The following is a 21,685-nucleotide window of genomic DNA, read 5'->3' on the forward strand; positions in this document are numbered from 1 at the left end:
GACATTATGGGCGGTCTGACCCCGCCTGCAACTCTTCCAGGACGTGCTTAATGCTCAAGGCGCTGCGTTTTATGGGCTGGCCACTGTTGGCCGGCGTGCTTATCGCTCTGTTGATTATTCAGCGTTACCCGCAGTGGGTCGGGCTGCCGAGCCTCGACGTCAACCTGCAACAGGCCCCGCAAACCACCAGCGTGCAGCAGGGGCCGGTGTCCTATGCCGATGCGGTAACTATTGCAGCGCCCTCGGTGGTCAATCTGTACACCACCAAAGTCATCAACAAACCGGCGCATCCGCTGTTTGAAGATCCGCAGTTCCGCCGCTTCTTTGGTGATAACTCGCCAAAGCAGAAACGCATGGAATCGAGCCTCGGCTCCGGCGTGATCATGAGCCCGGAAGGCTACATCCTCACCAACAACCACGTGACCAGCGGCGCCGATCAGATTGTGGTCGCCCTGAAGGACGGCCGTGAAACTCTCGCCCGCGTGATCGGCAGTGATCCGGAAACCGACCTCGCGGTGTTGAAGATCGACCTGAAAACCCTGCCGGCGATCACGGTCGGCCGCTCAGACAACATCCGCATCGGCGACGTCGCACTGGCCATCGGTAACCCGTTTGGCGTCGGCCAGACAGTGACCATGGGCATCATCAGCGCCACCGGGCGTAATCAGTTGGGCCTGAACAACTACGAAGACTTCATCCAGACTGACGCGGCGATCAACCCGGGCAACTCCGGCGGCGCACTGGTCGATGCCAACGGCAACCTCACCGGCATCAACACGGCGATTTTCTCCAAGTCCGGCGGCTCGCAAGGCATTGGCTTTGCGATCCCGGTGAAACTGGCGATGGAAGTGATGAAGTCGATCATTGAGCACGGTCAGGTGATTCGTGGCTGGCTGGGGATTGAAGTGCAACCGCTGACGCAGGAACTGGCCGAGTCGTTCGGTTTGTCCGGGCGCCCGGGGATTGTCGTCGCGGGGATCTTCCGCGATGGCCCGGCGCAGAAGGCAGGCCTGCAGTTGGGTGACGTGATTCTGAGTATCGATGGCGAGCCGGCCGGCGATGGTCGCCGTTCGATGAACCAGGTCGCGCGGATCAAGCCGACCGACAAAGTGACGATTCAGGTGATGCGCAACGGCAAAGAGATCAAGCTCACCGCTGAAATCGGCCTGCGTCCGCCACCGGCACCGGTGAAAGAAAAAGAAGAATAAAACTTTGCTCGCGCGGAATGCGCGGATAAAAGACATTCTCAACAGGCATGTTATATTGTTTCAATTCTAAGAATTGGAACAACATAACATGTCGTCTCGAACAAAGGCTTCCCTGCTCGGCCTGAGCCTCGGCTTGCTGGTCGATCCCGCCTTCGCCGAAGAACCCGAACCGATTGAACTCGACGCCATCAGCGTCATTTCCGACTATGAATCGCCGACCGGACCGGTCAAAGGATACCGCGCTACGCGCTCGTCCAGCGCGACCAAGACCGACACGGCGATCCGCGATATCCCGCAGGCGATCAGCGTGGTGCCCGCCAGCGTGCTCAAGGATCTGGGCAGCACCAGTGTCGAGCGCGCACTGGATTTTGCCGGCGGTGTATCGAAGCAGAACAACTTCGGCGGCCTGACGCTATACGAATACAGCGTGCGCGGCTTCACCACTTCGGAGTTCTACAAGGACGGTTTCAGCGCCAATCGCGGTTATCCGAGCACACCCGACGCGGCCAGCATCGAGCGCATCGAAGTGCTCAAAGGCCCCGCCGCCAGTCTGTATGGCCGAGGCGATCCCGGCGGCACGGTAAACATCGTCACCAAGAAACCGCAGCCCGAAGCGTTCACCACCCTGCAAACCAGCGCCGGCAGTTGGGACCGTTATCGCACCGCACTGGACGTCAACACGCCGCTGGATGATCAGGGTGATGTGCTGTCGCGGATCAATCTCGCGGTCGAAGATAACAATAGCTTTCGCGATCACGTCGACAGCAAACGCGTGTTCGTTGCGCCCTCGATCAGTTGGCAATTGAACCCGGACACGTCGCTATTGGTGGAAAGCGAAATCGTCCGTCACAGCTCAACGTTCGATCGCGGCATCGTCGCGCCCAACAACAAATGGAGCGGTGTTTCGCGTTCGACTTTCCTCGGCGAACCCAATGACGGCAACATCGACAATCACAACAATCTTCTTCAAGCCACGCTGGAGCATCATCTCAACGACAGCTGGAAACTGCGCCTGGCCAGCCACTACAAGGAAGGCAAACTCTGGGGCGACGCCTCGGAACAACGTGCGCTGAACGCCGACGGCCACACAGTCAACCGTCGCTTGCGCGAACGCGATACAAGTTGGCACGACAGCATCACCCAACTGGAATTGCGCGGTCTGTTCGACCTCGGTCCTTGGCAGCATGAACTGCTGATCGGCACCGAGTATGAAAACTTCCGCAAGAACGAACGCGTCACCACCATTGCCGGCGGCCCTTACGCCATCGACATCTATAAGCCGATCTACGGCCAGCCAAAACCCAATGGCGCACGCTCGGGCACTGACTTCTTCGAACAGGTCGAAAGTCATGCGCTGAACCTGCAGGATCAGATCGTCTTCACCGACAAATTACGCGGAATGATCGGCGCACGTTTCGAACATTTCGACCAGCACATCGACGATCACAGCCGTAACGCCAAGAGCAGTCAGCGCCATGACGCCCTCACCCAGCGCGCCGGCCTGCTCTATCAACTGACGCCGAACACCGGCCTGTTCGCCAACGCCTCGACCTCGTTCAAACCGAACAATGGCCTAGATGCCTCCGGCAAATCCTTCGATCCGGAAGAAGGCGTCGGTTACGAAGTCGGGATCAAGAACGAGCTGTTTGACGAGCGCCTGAGTAGCACCCTCGCCTTCTTCCACATCGACAAGGAAAACGTCCTCGCCCTCGACTCGGCCAGCGACACCAGCCGCGCGATGGGCAAGGCGCGCAGTCGCGGCTTCGATCTGCAGATCACCGGGCAAGTGACTGACGCAGTGCGGGTGATCGGCGCGTTCGCTTACATCGACGCCGAAGTGACCCAGGGTGACGCGGCAATTCCCACCGGCAGCCGCATCCTCGGCGTGGCCAAGCGCAGCGGCAGCCTGCTCGGGGTTTACGAGTTTCAGGATGGCCATTTGCGCGGCTCGGACGTCGGCGCAGCGTTTACCTATGTCGGCGACCGCTCGGGAGAGTCCGGCAGCGACTTCGAACTTCCGGCGTATCACACCGTCGACCTGCTCGCGCATTACAAGGCCAGCGACAAGGTCACCGTCGGCCTCAATCTGAACAACCTTTTCGACGAAAAGTATTACGAGCGCTCCTACAGCAACTACTGGGTCAACCCCGGCGAGCCGCGCAACTTCACCGTCAGCCTGACACTCAATCTGTAAAAGGACGTCACCATGCAATACGGCAAAACCCTTGTGCTCATCGCCGCGCTGTTCGCAGGCGAAGTCTCGGCTCATGGCCTATGGACCGAAGAGCGTCGCGGCAATATCGAAGTGGTCTACGGTCATGGTGCCGAGGACAACGCGTTCAAAGCGCAGAAGATCAGCGGCGCCTGGGCTTACGACGTTGCCGGCAAGATGATTCCGGTGAGCGTCGAGCGCCTGGCGGATCATGCTCGCCTGGAACCTTTGAAGTCGCCGGCGGTGATGGCCGTGGCATTGAACAATGGCATGTGGTCGCAAACGGCCGACAAGAAGTGGGTCAACGAAGGCCGCAGCAAAGTGCCGGGCGCTGTCGAGGCAACGGAAACGTTCAAGTACAGCTTGGCGATTTATCAGCCGGGGGCGAAGTTGCCCAAGCTCGATCAGATCAAGTTGCTGATTTTGCCGGAAGTCGATCCGCTGACCGTTGGACCGGGCAAGTCATTGCCGGTGCGGGTATTGCTCGATGGCAAACCGGCGGCTGGGGTGAAGTTGATTGGTGATTACCGCAGCGCGCCGAACACATTGAGCACCGAGACTGACAAGGATGGTCGGGCGCAGGTGTTGGTGAGGAATGAAGGGTTGAATGTGATTGCTGCGCAGGTTGAGGTGCCGGTGAAGGACAGCGCTGATGTGGATAGTCGTGGGCTGTTTACCTCACTTACTTTCCTTGGCGAACCGCATCACGAATAAGAGCAGACCCTCACCCCAGCCCTCTCCCGGAGGGAGAGGGCGCCGACCGATGTACAGGGCGTCATGCATCGACCTGGAAGACCGAGTCGATTATGGATTCGGTAAAGCAGCATCAGGTCGGTGCAGTTCAACAGCATCCCCCATTCATTCCCCTCTCCCTCCGGGAGAGGGCTAGGGTGAGGGGCTCTTACTTTTATAGATCGCCAAGCCCATCGATCAGCGCCTGATTCTGCTCCGGCGTGCCAATCGAAATCCGCAAAAACTGCGCAATCCGCTCCTGCTTGAAGTGCCGCACAATCACACCCTGCTCGCGCAATTTAGCCGCCAGCCCCGCCGCATCATGCTGCGGGTGCCGGGCGAAGATGAAGTTGGCCGCCGACGGCAATACTTCAAAACCCTTGGCCTGCAACTGTGCAATCACCCACTCACGGCTCTCGATCACCAGACGGCAAGTCTTGCCGAAATGCTCGCGATCTTCGAACGCCGCTGCCGCACCGACAATCGCCAGACGATCCAGCGGATAAGAGTTGAAGCTGTTCTTGATCCGCTCTAACGCCTCGATCAAATCCGGATGCCCAACCGCCAGACCAACGCGCAAACCCGCCAGCGAACGCGACTTGGACAACGTCTGCGTCACCAGCAGGTTCGGATAACGGTCCACCAGACTGATCGCGGTTTCGCCGCCGAAGTCGATATAGGCCTCGTCTACGACCACCACCGAATCCGGGCTGGCCTTGAGGATTTGCTCGACCGCGTCCAGCGCCAGCAGGCATCCGGTGGGCGCGTTCGGGTTAGGGAAGATGATCCCGCCATTTGGCTTGGCATAGTCTGCCGGGTCGATCTGGAACTGCGCATCCAGCGGGACCGCATCAAACTCGATGCCGTACAAACCGCAATACACCGGATAGAAGCTGTAGCTGATGTCGGGGAACAACAGCGGCTTATCGTGTTGCAGCAAGCCGTGAAAAATGTGCGCGAGCACTTCATCCGAACCGTTGCCGAGGAACACCTGATTGCTCTGCACACCGTAATACTGGGCGACAGCGGTTTTCAGCAGGTCGCTGTTCGGGTCCGGGTACAGACGCAGGTTGTCATTCAGTTCGGTCTGCATCGCTGCCAAGGCTTTTGGCGACGGGCCGTACGGGTTTTCATTGGTGTTGAGCTTGACCAGTTTGGTCAGCTTCGGTTGTTCGCCCGGCACGTAGGGCACCAGATCCTTGACGAACGGGCTCCAGAATTTACTCATCGCTCAGTTCCCCTGCCCTTTTAGAAAGTCTTCGTCTTTGATGCGGTATTCGGCACTGCGTGCGTGGGCGCTCAGCGATTCTCCACGGGCCAATACCGATGCCGTTTTACCCAGCTCGGAAGCGCCGGCCTCGGAGCAGAAAATGATCGACGAACGCTTCTGGAAGTCATACACACCCAGCGGCGAGGAGAAGCGCGCGGTGCCGGAGGTCGGCAGCACGTGGTTCGGGCCAGCGCAGTAGTCGCCCAGCGCTTCGGAGGTGTGACGGCCCATGAAGATCGCGCCAGCATGGCGGATCTGCGGCAGCCAGGCTTGCGGGTCAGCGACCGAAAGCTCCAAGTGTTCCGGGGCAATACGGTTGGCGACTTCGATCGCTTGCGCCATGTCCTTCACGTGAATCAGCGCACCGCGGCCATTGATCGAGGTTTCGATGATGGTCGCGCGGTCCATGGTCGGCAGCAGTTTATCGATGCTCGCGGCGACCTTGTCGAGGAACTCGGCGTCCGGGCTGACCAGAATCGCTTGGGCGTCTTCGTCGTGCTCGGCTTGCGAGAACAGGTCCATGGCGATCCAGTCCGGATCGGTCTGGCCGTCGCAGACCACGAGAATTTCCGAAGGGCCGGCGATCATGTCGATGCCGACCTGACCGAATACGTGACGCTTGGCCGTGGCGACATAGATGTTGCCCGGGCCAACGACTTTGTCGACTTGCGGCACGCTTTCGGTGCCATAGGCCAGCGCCGCAACGGCTTGCGCGCCGCCGATGGTGAACACCCGGTCGACGCCGGCGATGCACGCAGCCGCCAGCACCAGCTCATTGATTTCACCGCGTGGCGTCGGCACCACCATGACCACTTCGGTCACGCCGGCGACCTTGGCCGGAATCGCGTTCATCAATACCGACGACGGATACGACGCCTTGCCCCCCGGCACGTACAGACCGGCGCGATCCAGCGGCGTGACTTTCTGGCCCAGCACGGTGCCGTCAGCTTCGGTGTAACTCCACGAATCCTGCTTCTGTTTTTCGTGGTAGCTGCGCACGCGGGCCGCGGCTTTTTCCAGTGCTTCGCGCTGTGCCACGGTGATGCGCGTGAGCGCCAGTTCCAGGCGCTCACGCGGCAGAATCAGATCGGCCATCGAAGCGACTTCGAGGCCGTCGAACTTCTGGGTGAACTCGACCAGCGCCGCGTCACCGCGTTCGCGCACAGCCTTGATGATGTCCAGCACGCGCTGATTGACCGAGTCGTCAGACACACTTTCCCAGCTCAGCAGATGATCCAGATGATGCGCGAAATCCGGGTCAGCAGCGTTGAGTCGGCGAATTGCAGTCGGTGCGGTCATAGCGAGAGCCTCATAGGAATGGCAAAAACTCAGGCGCCCGAAACTATCATTCGATCCGCTTGGGCACCTGAGAATTCTGGCTATGAGGCGGATAGACGGCGCGACTTGGGGTCGCGCAGGTAAATCAGCCGCGGTGTCGCGATTCCACTGCGTTGCGCAGGGTATCGATCAACGCCTGGATTCGGGCGTGTTGCATTTTCATCGAAGCCTTGTTGACCACCAGGCGCGAGCTGATCGTGGCGATCAGTTCCTGAGGTTCCAGGCCGTTGGCGCGCAGGGTGTTGCCGGTGTCGACCACGTCGATGATCTTGTCAGCGAGACCGATCAGCGGTGCCAGCTCCATCGAGCCGTACAGCTTGATGATGTCGACCTGACGGCCCTGCTCGGCGTAGTAGCGCTTGGCGACGTTGACGAACTTGGTCGCCACGCGCAGACGGCCCTTGGGCTCAGGCGCGCCGATCTTGCCGGCGGTCATCAGCTTGCACTGGGCGATCTGCAGATCCAGTGGCTCGTAGAGGCCCTGGCCGGTGTATTCCATCAACACGTCTTTACCGGCAACGCCGAGGTCAGCCGCGCCATGCTCGACGTAAGTCGGCACATCGGTGGCACGCACGATCAGCAGACGAACGTCGTCTTGCGTCGTGGGGATGATCAGCTTGCGGCTCTTGTCCGGATTCTCGGTCGGCACGATGCCCGCTTCGGCGAGAAGCGGCAGGGTGTCGTCAAGGATGCGGCCCTTGGACAGTGCGATGGTCAACATGGGAAACGTCAGTCCTTATCAAGGTACTCATGTCCGGTCGCAATCGGCGGCGGACACACATCGAGCCGGAAACCGGCTCGACTCTTAAAATCAGTGGACACGTCCCTGTGTCCCAATCCAGCAATCAGCCCGGAACGCGACGGATCTTGGCGCCCAGCATCTGCAGTTTTTCTTCGATGCACTCGTAACCACGGTCGATGTGGTAGATGCGGTCGATCAGCGTGTCACCTTCGGCAACCAGTGCCGAGATCACCAGGCTGGCCGAAGCACGCAGGTCGGTGGCCATTACTGGCGCGCCCTTGAGGACTTCAGTACCGGTAACGATGGCAGTGTTGCCTTCGACCTGAATCTTGGCGCCCATGCGGTGCAACTCGTACACGTGCATGAAACGGTTTTCGAAGATCGTCTCGATTACCGCACCGGTGCCTTCGGCAATGGCGTTGAGCGAGATGAACTGCGCCTGCATGTCGGTCGGGAATGCAGGGTACGGCGCGGTGCGCACGTTGACTGCTTTCGGACGCTTGCCGTGCATGTTCAGCTCGATCCAGTCTTCACCGCAGGTGATTTCTGCGCCGGCTTCACGGAGTTTTTCCAGAACGGCTTCGAGGATGGTCGGATCGGTGTCCTTGACCTTGACGCGGCCGCCGGTCACAGCGGCAGCGACCAGGTAGGTACCGGTTTCGATACGGTCAGGCATGACTTTATAGAAAGCCGAACCCAGACGCTCGACGCCATCGATGGTGATGGTGTCGGTACCGGCGCCGGAAACCTTGGCGCCCATGGCGTTGAGGAAGTTCGCCAGGTCAACCACTTCAGGTTCACGTGCGGCGTTCTGCAACACGCTGCGGCCCTTGGCCAGAGCAGCGGCCATCATGATGTTCTCGGTACCGGTCACGCTGACGGTGTCGAAGAAGAAGTGCGCACCGCGCAGGCCACCTTCAGGGGCCTTGGCCTTGATGTAGCCGCCTTCGACGTCGATGACCGCGCCCATGGCTTCGAGGCCACGGATGTGCAGGTCGACCGGACGCGAACCGATGGCGCAACCGCCAGGCAGTGCCACTTCGGCTTCACCGAAACGGGCAACCATCGGGCCCAGTACCAGGATCGAGGCACGCATGGTTTTCACCAGTTCGTACGGCGCGATCAGGGTCTTGATGGTGCGCGGGTCGATTTCGACGCTGAGCTTCTCGTCGATCACCGGCTCAATGCCCATGCGACCGAACAGCTCGATCATGGTGGTGATGTCGTGCAGGTGCGGCAGGTTGCCAACGGTCACCGGGCCATCGCACAGCAGGGTGGCAGCCAGGATCGGCAGGGCAGAGTTTTTTGCGCCGGAAATGCGGATCTCGCCATCAAGACGAGCGCCACCGGTAATAATCAATTTATCCATAAGAATCTCGACGCCCTTAGGCTCAGGTGCGCTCGGCCCAGGCCGCGCTGCTGAAAAATTTCATAGTGACCGCATGGATGCTGCCATCGGTGATCCATGGGTTCAAATGGGCATAGATCTGCTGCTGACGCTTCACCGGGCTCAACGCCGCCAGTTCATCGCTAATCACGTTCAGCTGGAAATTGCAGCCTTCGCCCTCAACTTCTACCAACGTTCCGGGCAGCTTTCCTTCAAGGAAGCTCTTCACTTCTACGGCCTGCATGCTCAACCTCAATCGGCGCCCTGTGCGCACGGGTCGGACATCATACAAAAAAGCCCCGCGCCTGCGAACCCCGCATGGCAGGACTCTGACGGGGGGCTTCTTTATAGATGTGGGTTCAGGGGTGCGCCAACAGTTCGGTCAGTTCACTGACCTGAGCAATTTCGCGCATGTCTTCGGGCATCGCACGGATGCTGACAGCCTTGCCGGCCGCATTCGCATCGCGCATGAAGCACAGCAGCAACGACAAACCGACGCTGCTGGACTTCTTCACCGCCGAGCAATCGATCACCAGCGAAGCAGCCTTGCTGGACTTGATCAGCGCCTGGCCTTCCTTGCGCAGGTCGGCACCGGTGCGATAGTCCAGCACGCCACTGAGCAGAAGCTCGTCGACATCACTCATACGAACTGCGGCCTCATTCATTGCGCGGGGTTCTTTTCGGTGGCTTCCTTGGCCTTGGCCACTTCCCCGGCCCAACCATTGATGGTCTTGTCCAGATCGTTGCCATTGCGTTGCATTGCATCGGCGAACTGATCACGGAACAGCTTGCCGATGTTGATGCCGTTGATGATCACGTTGCGCAGTTTCCACTCGCCGTTGATCTTCTCGAGCGTGTACTGCACAGGATAGATCGCGCCGCTGCTGCCCTTGACGGTCATGTTGACGCTGGTGCGATCGCCCGATTCGTCCTTGGCAGGATCAACGGTGATGCCCTGATTGTTGTACTCAAGCAAGGCGTTACCGTAGAACTGAAACAGGCCTTTCTTGAAGTTTTCCTGGAAGGTCTGCATCTGCGCCGGCGTGGCCTTGCGCGAATACTTGACCGTCATGATGCTTTTGGAAATGCCTTCGGCATCCACTACCGGCCCGACGATGGTGTTGAGCGCCGTGTAGAAATCGGTCGGGTCCTGCTTGTATTTCTCTTTGTTGGCAGCCAGGTCGGCCAGCAACCGGGTGGTCGTGTCCTGAACCAGATCATGTGCCGAAGTCGCAGCAGCCACGGCGTTACCCATCAACGGCAAGGCCGCCAATAGCACCAACAGGCTGCGTCGCAAGATAGAGATCATTCAAAAGCTCCTCATTTGGCGTCTTTGCTAACGGTATTGAGCAGGAATTTACCGATCAGGTCTTCCAGTACCAGTGACGACTGGGTGTCGTGGATGGTTCCGCCATCCTTCAGCGGTTTGTCTTCACCGCCTACGCTGATACCGATGTACTTCTCGCCCAGCAGACCAGCGGTCAGGATAGACGCTGTGGAGTCGGTCGGCAGGTTGTCGACCTTTTTATCCACTTGTAGGGTGACCCGACCGGTGAAGCTGTCGCGATCCAGATCGATTGCCGTGACCTTGCCGATGGTCACACCGGCCATGGTCACTTTGGCTCTGACCGTCAAACCGGCGATATTGTCAAAGTAGGCATACAGTTTATAGGTGTCGGTGGTCGACGTCGGAGACAGACCACTGACCCGCAAAGCAAGCAGCAACAAAGCCAGGATCCCTGCCAGCAGGAACAGGCCGACACCGATTTCCAGGGTGCGGTTTTGCATCAGAAATCTCCAAACATCAAAGCGGTCAGAATAAAGTCCAGGCCGAGCACTGCCAGCGAGGCAAACACCACGGTCTTGGTGGTGGCACGGCTGATCCCCTCGGAAGTGGGCTCACAGTCGTAGCCTTGGAATACGGCGATCCAGGTCACTACAAAGGCGAAAACAATACTTTTGATCACGCCATTGAGCACGTCACTGGTGAAATTCACGCTGTTCTGCATGTTTGCCCAATAAGAGCCTTCATACACACCCAGCCAGTCGACAGCCACCCACGAACCGCCCCAGATGCCCACCACGCTGAAAATCATCGCCAGCACTGGCAGGGAAATGAAGCCCGCCCACAGGCGCGGGGCAATGATGTACTTGAGCGGATCGACGCCGATCATTTCCAGGCTGGAAAGCTGTTCGGTGGACTTCATGTTGCCGATCTCTGCCGTCAGCGCCGAACCGGCACGACCGGCGAACAACAGCGCTGTCACCACCGGGCCGAGCTCACGCAACAGGGTCAGCGCAACCATCTGCCCCACGGCCTGTTCCGAACCGTAGCTCGACAGAATGCTGAAGCCCTGCAGCGCCAGCACCATGCCGATGAAGATCCCGGAAACGACGATGATCACCAGCGACATCACGCCGACTGAATGCAGTTGCTTGACCAGAAGGCTGAAGCCACCGCTGATCCCGCCACGCCCCAGCAAGGCATGAAACAGAAACAGCGTCGCACGACCGAACACCGCGACGGCGTCGATCGCCGCCTCGCCGAACCGGCGCACGCGTTCTATTAATGAAATTCTGCGCATCAGCGCTTCCCCAGAAGATCTGCGCGGTAATCCGTCGCTGGAAAATGGTACGGCACCGGGCCATCGGGATCGCCGGTCATGAACTGACGGATCCGCGGCTCGTCCGAGTTCATCAACTCGTCCGGCGTACCCTGACCCAGCACCTGACCATCACCGACGACATAGATATAGTCAGCGATGCTCGCGGTTTCAGCCAGATCGTGGGACACCACGATACTGGTGATCCCCAGAGCATCATTGAGCAGACGGATCAGACGGACCAACACGCCCATGGCGATGGGATCCTGCCCGACGAACGGTTCGTCGTACATGAGGATCTGCGGATCGAGCGCAATCGCCCGCGCCAGTGCGACACGGCGCTTCATGCCACCGGACAGCTCATCCGGCATCAATTCGATGGCACCGCGCAGACCGACCGCCTGCAATTTGAGCAGGACGATGTCGCGGATCATTTCTTCCGGCAAATCGGTATGAACACGCAGTGGGAAAGCGACGTTCTCGAACACATCGAGATCGGTGAACAGCGCGCCGCTTTGAAACAGCACACCCATGTGCTTTCGCGCATCGAACAGATCGCTGCGCGAAAGCGCAGGCAGGTTCTGGCCGTTGACCCAGACTTCGCCGCTGGCAGGGCGCAATTGTGCACCCATCAATCGCAGCAGCGTGGTCTTGCCACACCCGGAAGGTCCCATGATGCCGGTGACCTTGCCGCGCGGGATGCGAATATCGACGTTATTGAAAATGCTGCGCGCACCGCGCTTGAAGGAGACTCCCTTCAGCTCGACCGCGTAGGCGTTATCGGCACTCATCTAAACTCCTTGCGATGCAGCCTCTCACTCGGACGCCTGTCTTTACTTAAAAAGCACGTACATCCCGGGCAGGCCGAACTGGCGGCGAACTATATCACTGCAAAGGCTAAGCGCCCAAGGCTTGTACCAGCCTGTGTTCGGCGATATGACAGGTGCGCAGGCTCTTTTGCCGGCTTTTGGTAACGAGGAATGACAAAGCACGACGAACTTGCGTGAGCCTTTGCAACATAACCGCTATAATCGCCGCCTTTTCATCGGGCTATACGATTTCTGACATGAGCCAATCCAGCGACCTGATTCAATCGGCACAACGCACCATCCAACTCGAAGTGGAAGCCGTACAAGGCTTGCTGCCCCATATCGACGCCGATTTCGTACGTGCTTGCGAGATGATTCTGGCCAGTAAAGGCCGTGTGGTCGTGGTTGGCATGGGCAAATCCGGGCACATCGGCAACAAGATTGCCGCGACCCTGGCCAGCACCGGCACCCCTGCATTTTTCGTGCACCCGGCCGAGGCCAGCCATGGCGACATGGGCATGATCACCCGCGACGACGTGATCCTGGCCCTGTCGAACTCCGGCTCGACCAATGAAATCGTGACTTTGCTGCCGTTGATCAAACGTCTGGGCATCCAGTTGATCAGCGTCACCGGCAACCCGCAATCGCCGCTGGCCAAGGCGGCCGAAGTCAATCTCAACGTTCACGTCGAACACGAAGCCTGCCCGCTGAACCTGGCACCGACCTCGTCGACGACCGCAGCACTGGTCATGGGCGATGCGCTGGCCGTGGCACTGCTGGAAGCACGCGGCTTCACCGCCGAAGATTTCGCTTTCTCGCACCCGGGTGGCGCCCTCGGCCGTCGCCTGCTGCTGAAAGTGGAAAACGTCATGCACGCCGGACAAGAGTTGCCGCAAGTCCAACGCGGCACGCTGCTCAAAGACGCATTGATGGAAATGACCCGTAAAGGTCTGGGCATGACCGTTATCCTTGAAACGGACGGTAAACTCGCCGGGATCTTCACCGACGGCGACTTGCGCCGCACGCTGGATCGCAGCATCGACATCCGCAGCGCCACCATCGACCAGGTAATGACGGCCCACGGCAAGACTGCCCGCCCGGAAATGCTGGCCGCCGAAGCCCTGAAAATCATGGAAGATCACCGAATCAACGCATTGGTAGTCGTAGACGAGGAAGATCGCCCGGTCGGCGCCTTCAACCTCTCCGATCTGCTGCGCGCAGGAGTCATGTAATGAGCAACGATCTGCTGCAACGCGGCAAAGCGATCAAACTGGCGGTTTTCGACGTCGACGGCGTTCTCACCGACGGTCGCCTGTACTTCCTTGAAGACGGCAGCGAGTTCAAGACCTTCAACACCCTCGACGGTCAAGGCATCAAAATGCTGATGAACGCCGGCGTGCAGACCGCTATCATCAGCGGCCGCAAGACACCCGTCGTTGAACGTCGAGCGAAAAACCTGGGGATTCCCCACCTGTTTCAGGGCCGCGAAGACAAATTGGTTGTTCTCGACGGTCTGCTTGAGCAACTGGGCCTAAGCTATGAAGAAGTCGCTTACCTCGGTGACGATCTGCCCGATCTGCCGGTGATTCGCCGTGTTGGTCTGGGCATGGCCGTAGCCAACGCCGCCGATTTCGTCCGCGAACACGCCCATGGCGTAACCCACGCCCGTGGTGGCGAAGGGGCCGCCCGCGAATTCTGCGAATTGATCCTGCGCGCCCAGGGCCGCCTCGATGCGGCCAACGCCGCGTACCTGTGAGCCAAACCATGTTTAGCAAAAAATTTCGCAACTTCCTGCTGTTCGGCTGTATCGCGGCGATATTTGCCGCGGTGGGCTACTGGAACATCAGTCCGGAACGCTTCCTCGACAAGCCACCGGTGACATCGGTCGAAACGCCTATCGACTGGTATGCAACCAACACGCACACCCTGCAATACCTGCCGGACGGCAAAGTGCAGTATGAAATGACCTCCGACAAGGCCGAGCACGTCAAGGCTACCGATGTCACCCTGGTCACAAAGCCGGACCTGAACATGTATCGCGGCACCGACTTCCCTTGGCACGTGACCAGCGAACGCGGCGAAGTGAACTCGGGCGGTACCGAAGTTGAACTGATCGATTCGGTACGCGTACAGCGCACCGATGAGAAAAAACGCGGCACTCTGATCACCAGCACCCGCATGACCGTGTTCCCGCAGCAAGAATATGCGCAGACCGAGCAACCCGTTAGAATCGAGGGTGCTGGCGGTGTATCGACTGGCGTCGGAATGAAAGCGTACCTGAAGGAAAGCAGGATACACCTGCAATCGAACGTAAGAGGACAGTATGAGGCTCGTTAAAACCCTCCCTATTTTGCTCAGTCTGGGCGCAGCACTGGGAAGCGTGAGCGCCTGGGCTCTGCCGAACGATCAGCAGCAACCTATCCGCATTCAGGCCGACGACGCCCAACTGGATGACAAGAACGGCATCGCCACCTACAAAGGTGATGTGATCATCACCCAAGGCTCGATGATCGTTAAAGGCAACACGGTGACCATCACCCGTACGCCGGCTGGCGATATCGATGTCGTGACGTCGGTGGGCAACCTCGCCTACTTCGAACAGTTGCAGACTCAAGGTGATGCCAAGCCTGTACAGGGCTGGGGCGTAACGATCCAGTACCACGCCGCGCAAAACCGCGTTGTACTGATCGACAAGGCCAAGGTTGTCGACAAGGACAACAACACGACGCAAGGCGAGAAAATCGTCTATGACACCGTGAAGAAACTGGCCAGCGCCGGTCGCGCTACCGGCAGCAAGGTTACCGAGGCGCGTCCGCGCATCGACATGGTGATCCAGCCGAAGAAGAAAACCGACGAGAAAACCCAGTAATGGCAACTCTGAAAGCTCAGCACCTGGCCAAGGCCTATAAAAGCCGCCAGGTCGTGCGTGATGTCAGCCTGTCGATCGACAGCGGCCAGATCGTCGGCCTGCTCGGCCCGAACGGCGCCGGCAAGACGACCTGCTTCTACATGATCGTCGGCCTGGTACAGGCCGATCAGGGTCGCGTGCTGATCGATGATCTGGACGTCAGCCACCAGCCGATGCACGGTCGTGCCAAGGCCGGTATCGGCTATCTGCCGCAAGAAGCGTCGATCTTCCGCAAACTGTCGGTGGCCGACAACATCATGGCCATCCTCGAGACCCGCCAGGAGCTCGACAAGGCCGGCCGTCGCAAAGAGCTGGAAAACCTGCTGCAGGAATTCCACATCAGTCACATCCGCGACAACCTCGGCATGAGCCTGTCCGGTGGTGAACGCCGCCGTGTGGAAATCGCTCGCGCGCTGGCAACGGCACCGAAATTCATCCTGCTCGACGAACCGTTCGCCGGTGTCGACCCGATTTCGGTCGGCGACATCAAGCAGATCATCCACCACCTCAAGGCCAAGGGCATTGGTGTACTGATCACCGACCACAACGTCCGTGAGACGCTGGACATCTGCGAAACCGCTTACATCGTCAACGACGGTCAGTTGATTGCCGAGGGCGATGCAGAAACCATCCTGGCCAACGATCTGGTCAAGGAAGTGTATCTGGGCCACGAGTTCCGCCTGTAAGCGCAACAGTGCCCGGTGCGCCGCCCGGGCGCTGTATCGATTCAAGCAGGATTTAATACGCTTTAATTGTTACAGCGCTCTAGGCAAACACTTCAGTTTCAGGCATATAATTTGCTTAAGTTTGGCGCTTCGGCGCCCTGTAGTGGATGGCGCATAGCGCCGGCGAATAAGGTGTTAAGCCCCTGCCATGAAACCATCGCTAGTCTTGAGAATGGGCCAGCAGCTGACGATGACACCGCAGCTGCAACAGGCCATCCGTCTGCTCCAATTGTCGACCCTGGATCTGCAACAGGAAATCCAGGAGGCTCTGGAATCCAATCCGATGCTCGAACGCCAGGAAGAAGGCGACGACTTCGACAATTCCGACCCCATGGCCGACAACGCCGAACAGAAGCCCGCCACCGAAATCCAGGAACCGTCCTATCAGGAAACTGCCCCGACGGTGGACAACCTCGAGGAGGGCGAATGGAACGAGCGCATCCCCAACGAGCTTCCGGTCGACACCGCCTGGGAAGACGTCTACCAGACCAGTGCCAGCAGCCTGCCGAGCAGCGACGATGACGAGTGGGACTTCACCACACGCACCTCCGTCGGCGAGAGCCTGCAAAGCCATCTGCTGTGGCAACTGAACCTTGCACCGATGTCCGACACCGATCGCCTGATCGCCGTCACCCTGATCGATTGCATCAACAATCAGGGCTACCTGGATGAAACCCTCGAAGAGATCCTCGAGGCGTTCGATCCGGAACTGGACATCGAACTGGACGAAATCGAAGCCGTCCTGCACCGCATTCAACAATTTGAACCAGCCGGCATCGGCGCCCGCAACCTCGGCGAATGCCTGCTGCTGCAATTGCGCCAGCTGCCAGCCAAGACGCCTTGGCTGGCTGAAGCCAAGCGTCTGGTCAGCGATTACATCGACCTGCTCGGCGGCCGCGACTACAGCCAGTTGATGCGTCGCATGAAGCTCAAGGAAGACGAACTGCGTCAGGTCATCGAACTGGTGCAGAGCCTGAATCCGCGCCCAGGCTCGCAAATCGAGTCGACTGAAGCCGAATATGTTGTCCCTGACGTTATCGTGCGCAAGGACAACGAGCGCTGGCTGGTCGAGCTCAATCAGGAGTCGGTGCCACGCCTGCGCGTCAATGCCCAGTACGCCGGTTTCGTGCGTCGCGCCGACACCAGCGCCGACAACACCTTCATGCGCAATCAGTTGCAGGAAGCCCGCTGGTTCATCAAGAGCCTGCAGAGCCGCAACGAAACCCTGATGAAAGTTGCCACCCAGATCGTCGAGCATCAGCGCGGTTTTCTGGAGTACGGCGACGAAGCCATGAAGCCGCTGGTCCTGCATGACATCGCCGAAGCGGTCGGCATGCACGAATCAACGATTTCACGGGTGACCACACAGAAATTCATGCATACCCCGCGCGGTATTTATGAGTTGAAATACTTTTTCTCCAGCCACGTCAGCACCTCCGAAGGCGGCGAATGCTCGTCCACAGCGATCCGCGCGATCATCAAAAAACTGGTTGCAGCGGAAAATCAGAAAAAGCCGTTGAGTGACAGCAAGATCGCTGGTTTACTGGAGGCACAAGGCATTCAGGTGGCTCGCCGCACCGTCGCCAAGTACCGCGAATCCCTCGGGATCGCGCCTTCGAGCGAACGCAAGCGGTTGATGTAAGCCACGTTACAGCGTTCCAGTGGCAGGCTTTTCGGCCTGCCGCTTTATGCACTGGCAACGAAGGAGAAGCTGTATGCAAGTCAACATCAGTGGACACCAACTGGAAGTGACCCAACCTCTGCGTTCCTACATCGAGGAAAAACTCCAACGACTGGAGCGACATTTCGACAAGATCACCAACGTGCAAGTCACGATGTGCGTCGAAAAGCTGAAGCAGAAAATTGAAGCCACCTTGCATATACCCGGCAGCGAAGTGGTCGCTAACGCAGAAGATACTGATATGTATGCTGCGATCGACTCACTGACCGACAAGCTGGATCGCCAACTCAAAAAGCATAAGGAAAAGACCCAGAGCCTCCTTCAGGGCGCTACCGGTCGTTAACATCCCTAATCCATGATCCGACTTGAAACCATCCTGACCCCCGGCCGTTCCCTCGTGAACGTGCCGGGCGGCAGTAAAAAGAAAGCCCTCGAACAAATTGCCAACCTGATCGCCCGCGAAGTGCCGGATCTGGAGATGCAAGATGTCTTCGAGGCGTTGATTGCCCGTGAAAAACTCGGCTCCACCGGTTTTGGTAACGGCATCGCCATTCCTCACTGCCGTCTCAAGGGTTGCCAGTCGCCTATCAGCGCCTTGATGCACCTTGATACGCCAATCGATTTCGACGCCATTGATGGCGCTCCGGTTGACCTGCTGTTCGTACTGCTGGTCCCGGAAGCCGCCACCGATGCGCACCTGGAGTTGCTGCGTCAGATCGCCAGCATGCTCGACCGCAAGGACGTGCGCGATAAACTGCGCAGCGCCGCGAGCAACGAAGCCTTGTATCAGGTTGTCCTGGACGAGCAGAACGGGCATTAATCATGCGCTTGATCATCGTCAGCGGCCGTTCCGGCTCGGGTAAAAGTACGGCTCTGGATGTCCTTGAGGACAACGGCTATTACTGCATCGACAACCTTCCTGCAGGCTTGCTGCCGGAACTGGCCGAACGCGCGCTGATTCACACTGAGCTGGCGCAACCGCTGGTGGCCGTGTCCATCGATGCGCGCAACCTGCCGAGCCACCTGACGCGCTTTCCGGAGCTGCTTGAAGATGTCCGGGGAAAGCACATCCAGTGCGACGTTCTGTATCTGGACGCCGACGAAGAAACCCTGCTCAAGCGTTTCTCCGAGACTCGCCGTCGCCATCCACTGAGCAACGCCAACCGCTCGCTGGCCGAGGCGATCCAGGATGAAACCGCCCTGCTCGGCCCGATTGCCGACCTCGCGGACCTGAAGATCAACACCACCAATCTGAACCTGTATCAGCTGCGCGACAGCATCAAGCTGCGCCTGCTGAACCAGCCGGAGCCGGGGACCGCATTTCTGGTCGAGTCCTTCGGCTTCAAGCGCGGCATGCCGGTCGACGCGGATCTGGTATTCGATGTGCGCTGCCTGCCCAATCCGTACTGGAAGCCGGAACTGCGCGCGCAATCAGGTCTCGATGCGCCGGTGGCTGAGTACCTTGCGGCGCAGCCAGAGGTCGAAGAAATGTTCCAGGACATTTTCACTTACCTGCACAAGTGGCTGCCGCGCTTCGCTGCGAGCAACCGCGCCTACGTCACCATTGCCATTGGCTGCACCGGCGGGCATCACCGCTCCGTCTACCTGACCGAACGCCTGGGTCAGGCCCTGCAGAAAACCCTGAAGAACGTCCAGGTTCGCCACCGCGACCTCACTTAAAGGATTCACACCGCGATGCCTGCTCTGGAAATCGAAATCATCAACAAGCTGGGCCTGCATGCCCGCGCATCGGCCAAGTTTGTTGGAGTGGCCGGGCAGTATCCGGATTGCACGATCAGAGTGGGTCGTACACCAGAGACCACGATTGATGGCAAAAGCATCATGGCGATGATGATGCTGGCGGCTGGCAAGGGCACCAAAATCTATCTGAGTACTGAAGGGCATCAGGAACAGGAAGCCCTGGATGCGCTGGTGGCGTTGATCAACAACTACTTCGACGAAGGCGGCTGACAGCCAAAGTCAAAAGATCGCAGCCTGCGGCAGCTCCTACACTGGAATGCGTTCCCTGCAGGAACTGCCGCAGGCTGCGATCTTTCGTTCTGCTTCAACCCAAAGCCGTATCCATCACCATCATCAGACAAAACCCGATCAGCAAACCAAGACTGGCCAGCTTGTCATGACCATTGCGTCGCGACTCGGGAATCACTTCGTGGGTCACTACCAGCAACATCGCCCCTGCCGCGAGCGCCAGACCTAACGGCAACAACACCTGCGCCAGACTGACCAGCCAGGCACACAACAGTGCAAACACCGGTTCAACCAGACCAGACGCCGCGCCGATCAGGAACGCCTTGATCCGCGACATCCCCGCCCCGGCCAGCACCAAGGCAATCACCAGACCTTCCGGTACATCCTGCAAAGCGATGCCCATGGCCAGACTGTCCGCATCCGGCATGCCGCCGCCGGCGGAAACGCCGACGGCCATACCTTCCGGGATGTTATGGGCAATGATGGCGAACACGAACAGCCAGATACGCGGCGCAATTACCGGATGCTCAGGTGTGCCGACCAACATTTCCGGCGAAGCTCCGGATAACTGACGATCAACCAAATACAGACCGAATGCACCGAGCATGATGCCGAAGCAAATCAGGCCGCTGGATGACCAAGGTGTCAGACCCAGATTTTCGGCGGCGGCAATGCCCGGCACGATCAGCGAAAACGCCGTCGCCGCCAGCATCACCCCCGCGCCAAATCCCAGCAAGGTGTCACTGAGTGCCTGCGGCATGCGCCGAATCACCAGCACCGGAACAGCGCCAAGCGCCGTGCCGAGGGCGCAGATCGCGCCGCCCTGAAGCGCCCGTGACAGTCTCGGTTCCAGATTCAGCCATTCCAGTCCGTGGGCAACCAGCAAGGTCATGCCCGCCAACAGCAATAGCGAGCCCACTGCGTAGCGAAACATACGCCCACTTCCGATCGCCAGTGTTTCAGTGCCCATAGTCAGCCTTGGATTGTTTTTATAAAAGACTTAAACCAGTGCGGCGTGATAGCGCGCAGCAACTTCAGGCCAATTGATCACGTTGTAGAACGCGCTGATGTATTCCGGACGACGGTTCTGATAACGCAGGTAATAGGCGTGCTCCCACACGTCGAGACCGAGGATCGGCGTGTTGCCGTTCATCAGCGGACTGTCCTGATTGCCGCTGCTCTCCACGATCAGCTTTTTCTCGGGCGTCACACTGAGCCAGGCCCAGCCGCTGCCGAATCGGGTCAGTGCGGCTTTGGTGAAGGCTTCCTTGAAGCTGTCGAGACCACCCAGTTGCTCATCAATCGCCTTGGCCAGCGCGCCATCCGGTTTACCGCCGCCGCTCGGCACCATCACTTCCCAGAACAGCGAGTGGTTGGCGTGACCGCCGCCCTGATTGATCACGGCCGCACGGAGTTTTTCCGGCAGATCCTTAACGCTGGCGACCAGTTTTTCTACCGGCCACTCCGCATATTCAGTGCCTTCTACGGCGGCGTTGAGGTTGTTGATGTAGGTCTGGTGATGTTTGGTGTAGTGAATCTCCATGGTCTGCGCATCGATATGCGGCTCGAGGGCGTCGTAGGCGTAAGGCAAGGCAGGCAAGGTAAAAGCCATTTCAATGGACTCCATGGTGATGTGGGACAGGCGCGCGGCGCGCATTGCCGGTATCCGGGTGCAGCAGGCGCTGGGTGCGCGGGTATTCGCCGTGTTCACTGATGAAATTCAGCAGCTCGACGTAGGTCTTGCTGCTCTGGCGCAGCGCCGCTTCACGTAATGCAAGGCGCTGACGTTCGTCCTGCATGGTCTGCAACAGCCGTTGGTGGATGGCGCAGAGGTATTCGGCACTCTCCTCCGGCTGGTTCAGGCGCAAGTGCAGATCCGCCAGGTTGTGATGGGAGATGACGCAGGCCGCCACCGCTTCGTCGGCATCGGCCCAGCGTTCGAACAACACTTGCGCCAGGGCCAGGGCTTGCAGATAAGCCTCACGGGCGTCGATCAATTCGCCCAGCATGAAGCAGCGATTGGCCCGTTCGATCGTGCGTTTCCAGTGCTCCATGGTGAGCCTCCAAAGCGGTTGCAGGGT

General features: G+C 59.0%; 26 protein-coding genes. 13 read left to right on the forward strand and 13 right to left on the reverse strand.

All coding sequences use genetic code 11. From position 1 onward, the window contains the following. The first annotated feature begins 50 nt into the window (after nt 1-50). The 3 genes from algW (at nt 51) to ACM6JQ_RS22845 (ending at nt 4,134) form a co-directional block, all read left to right on the forward strand. A complete protein-coding gene (algW, locus tag ACM6JQ_RS22835) occupies nt 51-1,208 on the forward strand; it encodes a Do family serine endopeptidase AlgW (RefSeq protein ID WP_007912377.1) in 1,158 nt (385 codons plus the stop codon). 88 nt (nt 1,209-1,296) lie between these two features. Further along, nucleotides 1,297-3,402, forward strand: coding sequence for a TonB-dependent siderophore receptor (locus ACM6JQ_RS22840; RefSeq protein WP_414894714.1), 2,106 nt, complete (start codon nt 1,297-1,299; stop codon nt 3,400-3,402). A 12-nt stretch (nt 3,403-3,414) separates the two neighbouring features. Beyond that, entirely contained in the window at nt 3,415-4,134 is a 720-nt protein-coding gene (locus ACM6JQ_RS22845) for a DUF4198 domain-containing protein (protein ID WP_414894715.1), read from the forward strand. 193 nt (nt 4,135-4,327) lie between these two features. Here the strand turns inward: ACM6JQ_RS22845 and hisC are convergent, their stop codons facing one another. From hisC to ACM6JQ_RS22895, 10 genes are all read right to left on the reverse strand, one after another. Further along, the gene (gene hisC, locus ACM6JQ_RS22850; RefSeq protein WP_095112673.1) at nt 4,328-5,380 is read right to left on the reverse strand and encodes a histidinol-phosphate transaminase; all 1,053 of its coding nucleotides are present in this window, start codon (nt 5,378-5,380) and stop codon (nt 4,328-4,330) included. A gap of 3 nt (nt 5,381-5,383) precedes the next feature. Continuing rightward, nucleotides 5,384-6,721, reverse strand: coding sequence for a histidinol dehydrogenase (gene hisD, locus ACM6JQ_RS22855; RefSeq protein ID WP_007912383.1), 1,338 nt, complete (start codon nt 6,719-6,721; stop codon nt 5,384-5,386). A gap of 124 nt (nt 6,722-6,845) precedes the next feature. Continuing rightward, a complete protein-coding gene (gene hisG / locus ACM6JQ_RS22860; RefSeq protein WP_007912384.1) occupies nt 6,846-7,481 on the reverse strand; it encodes an ATP phosphoribosyltransferase in 636 nt (211 codons plus the stop codon). A gap of 124 nt (nt 7,482-7,605) precedes the next feature. Continuing rightward, a complete protein-coding gene (gene murA / locus ACM6JQ_RS22865; protein WP_007912385.1) occupies nt 7,606-8,871 on the reverse strand; it encodes a UDP-N-acetylglucosamine 1-carboxyvinyltransferase in 1,266 nt (421 codons plus the stop codon). Between the two features lie 22 nt (nt 8,872-8,893). Then, on the reverse strand, nt 8,894-9,133 hold the full coding sequence (locus ACM6JQ_RS22870; protein WP_007912386.1) for a BolA family protein: 240 nt from the start codon (nt 9,131-9,133) through the stop codon (nt 8,894-8,896). Nucleotides 9,134-9,248: 115 nt separating this feature from the next. Further along, nucleotides 9,249-9,554: a lipid asymmetry maintenance protein MlaB gene (locus ACM6JQ_RS22875; RefSeq protein WP_042704933.1), complete on the reverse strand. Its 306-nt coding sequence runs from the start codon at nt 9,552-9,554 to the stop codon at nt 9,249-9,251. Continuing rightward, entirely contained in the window at nt 9,551-10,198 is a 648-nt protein-coding gene (locus ACM6JQ_RS22880) for an MlaC/ttg2D family ABC transporter substrate-binding protein (RefSeq protein WP_414894716.1), read from the reverse strand. Before ACM6JQ_RS22880 ends, ACM6JQ_RS22875 begins: the two co-directional genes overlap by 4 nt. 11 nt (nt 10,199-10,209) lie before the next feature. Next, nucleotides 10,210-10,677: an outer membrane lipid asymmetry maintenance protein MlaD gene (gene mlaD, locus ACM6JQ_RS22885; protein ID WP_007912400.1), complete on the reverse strand. Its 468-nt coding sequence runs from the start codon at nt 10,675-10,677 to the stop codon at nt 10,210-10,212. Next, nucleotides 10,677-11,474 (reverse strand): lipid asymmetry maintenance ABC transporter permease subunit MlaE, encoded by a 798-nt coding sequence (mlaE, locus tag ACM6JQ_RS22890; protein ID WP_007912402.1) that lies wholly within the window; start codon nt 11,472-11,474, stop codon nt 10,677-10,679. Before mlaE ends, mlaD begins: the two co-directional genes overlap by 1 nt. Continuing rightward, on the reverse strand, nt 11,474-12,283 hold the full coding sequence (locus ACM6JQ_RS22895) for an ATP-binding cassette domain-containing protein (RefSeq protein WP_007912403.1): 810 nt from the start codon (nt 12,281-12,283) through the stop codon (nt 11,474-11,476). Before ACM6JQ_RS22895 ends, mlaE begins: the two co-directional genes overlap by 1 nt. A gap of 275 nt (nt 12,284-12,558) precedes the next feature. Here ACM6JQ_RS22895 and ACM6JQ_RS22900 point away from each other — a divergent pair, with 275 nt between their 5' ends. The 10 genes from ACM6JQ_RS22900 to ACM6JQ_RS22945 all read left to right on the forward strand — a co-directional run bounded on the left by ACM6JQ_RS22900 (nt 12,559) and on the right by ACM6JQ_RS22945 (nt 19,586). Continuing rightward, the gene (locus ACM6JQ_RS22900) at nt 12,559-13,533 is read left to right on the forward strand and encodes a KpsF/GutQ family sugar-phosphate isomerase (protein WP_007912405.1); all 975 of its coding nucleotides are present in this window, start codon (nt 12,559-12,561) and stop codon (nt 13,531-13,533) included. Next, nucleotides 13,533-14,057, forward strand: a complete 525-nt coding sequence (locus tag ACM6JQ_RS22905; RefSeq protein WP_095112675.1) for a KdsC family phosphatase — start codon at nt 13,533-13,535, stop codon at nt 14,055-14,057. The genes ACM6JQ_RS22900 and ACM6JQ_RS22905 overlap by 1 nt, the downstream gene beginning before the upstream one ends. Nucleotides 14,058-14,065: 8 nt before the next feature. Beyond that, on the forward strand, nt 14,066-14,638 hold the full coding sequence (lptC, locus tag ACM6JQ_RS22910; RefSeq protein ID WP_007912413.1) for an LPS export ABC transporter periplasmic protein LptC: 573 nt from the start codon (nt 14,066-14,068) through the stop codon (nt 14,636-14,638). Then, a complete protein-coding gene (lptA, locus tag ACM6JQ_RS22915) occupies nt 14,625-15,170 on the forward strand; it encodes a lipopolysaccharide transport periplasmic protein LptA (protein WP_007912414.1) in 546 nt (181 codons plus the stop codon). The genes lptC and lptA overlap by 14 nt, the downstream gene beginning before the upstream one ends. Next, nucleotides 15,170-15,895: an LPS export ABC transporter ATP-binding protein gene (gene lptB / locus ACM6JQ_RS22920; protein ID WP_007912415.1), complete on the forward strand. Its 726-nt coding sequence runs from the start codon at nt 15,170-15,172 to the stop codon at nt 15,893-15,895. The genes lptA and lptB overlap by 1 nt, the downstream gene beginning before the upstream one ends. A gap of 187 nt (nt 15,896-16,082) precedes the next feature. Then, nucleotides 16,083-17,576, forward strand: a complete 1,494-nt coding sequence (locus ACM6JQ_RS22925; RefSeq protein ID WP_042704934.1) for an RNA polymerase factor sigma-54 — start codon at nt 16,083-16,085, stop codon at nt 17,574-17,576. A 73-nt stretch (nt 17,577-17,649) separates the two neighbouring features. Next, complete coding sequence (hpf, locus tag ACM6JQ_RS22930; RefSeq protein WP_007912419.1) at nt 17,650-17,958, forward strand: ribosome hibernation-promoting factor, HPF/YfiA family; 309 nt, start codon at nt 17,650-17,652, stop codon at nt 17,956-17,958. A 12-nt stretch (nt 17,959-17,970) separates the two neighbouring features. Further along, nucleotides 17,971-18,435 carry a PTS IIA-like nitrogen regulatory protein PtsN gene (ptsN, locus tag ACM6JQ_RS22935; RefSeq protein WP_007912426.1) on the forward strand — a complete coding sequence of 155 codons (465 nt, stop codon included), beginning with the start codon at nt 17,971-17,973 and terminating at the stop codon, nt 18,433-18,435. A 2-nt stretch (nt 18,436-18,437) separates the two neighbouring features. Further along, on the forward strand, nt 18,438-19,295 hold the full coding sequence (gene rapZ / locus ACM6JQ_RS22940) for an RNase adapter RapZ (RefSeq protein WP_007912427.1): 858 nt from the start codon (nt 18,438-18,440) through the stop codon (nt 19,293-19,295). Between the two features lie 15 nt (nt 19,296-19,310). Further along, nucleotides 19,311-19,586 (forward strand): HPr family phosphocarrier protein, encoded by a 276-nt coding sequence (locus ACM6JQ_RS22945; protein WP_007912428.1) that lies wholly within the window; start codon nt 19,311-19,313, stop codon nt 19,584-19,586. Between the two features lie 94 nt (nt 19,587-19,680). Here the strand turns inward: ACM6JQ_RS22945 and ACM6JQ_RS22950 are convergent, their stop codons facing one another. The 3 genes from ACM6JQ_RS22950 to ACM6JQ_RS22960 are packed head-to-tail and all read right to left on the reverse strand — an operon-like array spanning nt 19,681 to nt 21,658. After that, complete coding sequence (locus ACM6JQ_RS22950; protein WP_007912429.1) at nt 19,681-20,574, reverse strand: ZIP family metal transporter; 894 nt, start codon at nt 20,572-20,574, stop codon at nt 19,681-19,683. A 30-nt stretch (nt 20,575-20,604) separates the two neighbouring features. Then, nucleotides 20,605-21,216 carry a superoxide dismutase gene (locus ACM6JQ_RS22955; protein ID WP_042704935.1) on the reverse strand — a complete coding sequence of 204 codons (612 nt, stop codon included), beginning with the start codon at nt 21,214-21,216 and terminating at the stop codon, nt 20,605-20,607. Nucleotide 21,217: 1 nt separating this feature from the next. Further along, nucleotides 21,218-21,658: a hypothetical protein gene (locus ACM6JQ_RS22960; RefSeq protein ID WP_007912432.1), complete on the reverse strand. Its 441-nt coding sequence runs from the start codon at nt 21,656-21,658 to the stop codon at nt 21,218-21,220. Nucleotides 21,659-21,685 lie beyond the last annotated feature (27 nt).

The sequence above is a fragment of the Pseudomonas sp. IT-232MI5 genome, assembly GCF_949767845.1.
Lineage (GTDB): Bacteria > Pseudomonadota > Gammaproteobacteria > Pseudomonadales > Pseudomonadaceae > Aquipseudomonas.